Raw genomic sequence first — 1,269 nt, forward strand, 5'->3', positions numbered from 1 at the left:
ATGCGATGAACCAAGCGACCGAAATGCACGTTTAAGTGATACCGATTTGCGCAATATTGAAACTGAAGATGATCTGAAAAAGTATCTGAAGCGTTTCAATTTGGATGACGCTGCAACTGAACAATTGATTCAGCGTGTGCAGACTATAGGTAAACCGCCTGAACCGGAAAAAAATCCGCTGGCCGCACTTAGCTGGCTTTAATTCACCACATTTTTTTAAAACTTAATTAATCACATGACCGCCCACTGAGGCGGTTTTTTCTTGCAAGGAAAAAAATATGAATTCACGTTTAAACCCTTCCGTTGTAGCACTGGGTATGTCAGCAGCAGCTGCAGTATCAACACCGATTTTTGCGCGTAATACTCAGGGCGATTCAATGGATGAATTGGGTAAACAGCTTAAAGAAAAATTGGCCAAGCTGGATACCATGCTCGAAGAGCGTCAACAGCGTATGGTCAATTTGACTGCTGAAGAAAAAGCAGATCTTGAAGCACGTTCTAAAGAAATTAAGGACCTGTCAGCTAAAGTTGAACAGTTGCAAACAGATCTGGTTAATCAGGCCAAAACCCGTAGTAAACAAGAATCGGACACCATTGCGGGAATTTTGATTCGTAATACTGAATCAATCGAAATTGCAAAAACCATGCTTGAAAAACGTCAAAAGAATACCTCTGTGTCTTTTGATGGTGTGAAAGCCCGTAATATCGTGACTTTAGGTAGCCTGGGTGAAAACTACCAGTATGCAAAAAATGACCTAAATCGTGTGCCGTTTCAGCCATTAAGTCTGGTTGATCTGATTAGCTGGGCACCATTAACCAATGACATCGTAACGTTATTGCGTGAAACAGCATACGATTTGATGGCTGATATTGTACCGGAAGGTGAAGAAAAGCCGGAATCAAGTCTCGAATTTGGCCCATTGGTACTGAACGTAGGTGTGATTGCACACTGGATTAAGGTATCAAATCAGGTCTTGGCAGATATGCCAATGCTGGCCAGCTATATTGAAACCCGTTTAGCTTATGGTATTCGTTATAAACTTGAATACTTTGTGGTCAATGGTCATATCCCCGCACAAGGTCAGCCAAAAAACTTCAGTGGTTTAATGGAAGCTGGCAACCATGACACTGTGGCTGTAGATGCCGGTGATACAGCACTTGATGTATTAAACAAAGCAAAATACAAAGCTGCGTTGTCATTCTTGCAGCCTGAATGCTATGTATTAAACCCGCAGGATTGGGGTGATATTGAGCGCTTAAAAGGTTCTG

Annotated in this window: 1 protein-coding gene and 1 pseudogene; both read left to right on the plus strand. The window is 42.0% G+C overall.

The annotated features are described in order from the left end of the window. Positions 1 to 202: pseudogene (locus ACNPNW_RS06320) on the plus strand (HK97 family phage prohead protease); the annotation flags it as partial. A gap of 76 nt (positions 203 to 278) precedes the next feature. Continuing rightward, the coding region (locus tag ACNPNW_RS06325; RefSeq protein ID WP_448766758.1) for a phage major capsid protein at positions 279 to 1,269 on the plus strand (991 nt) is incomplete at its 3' end.

The organism is Acinetobacter endophylla (genome assembly GCF_053543775.1).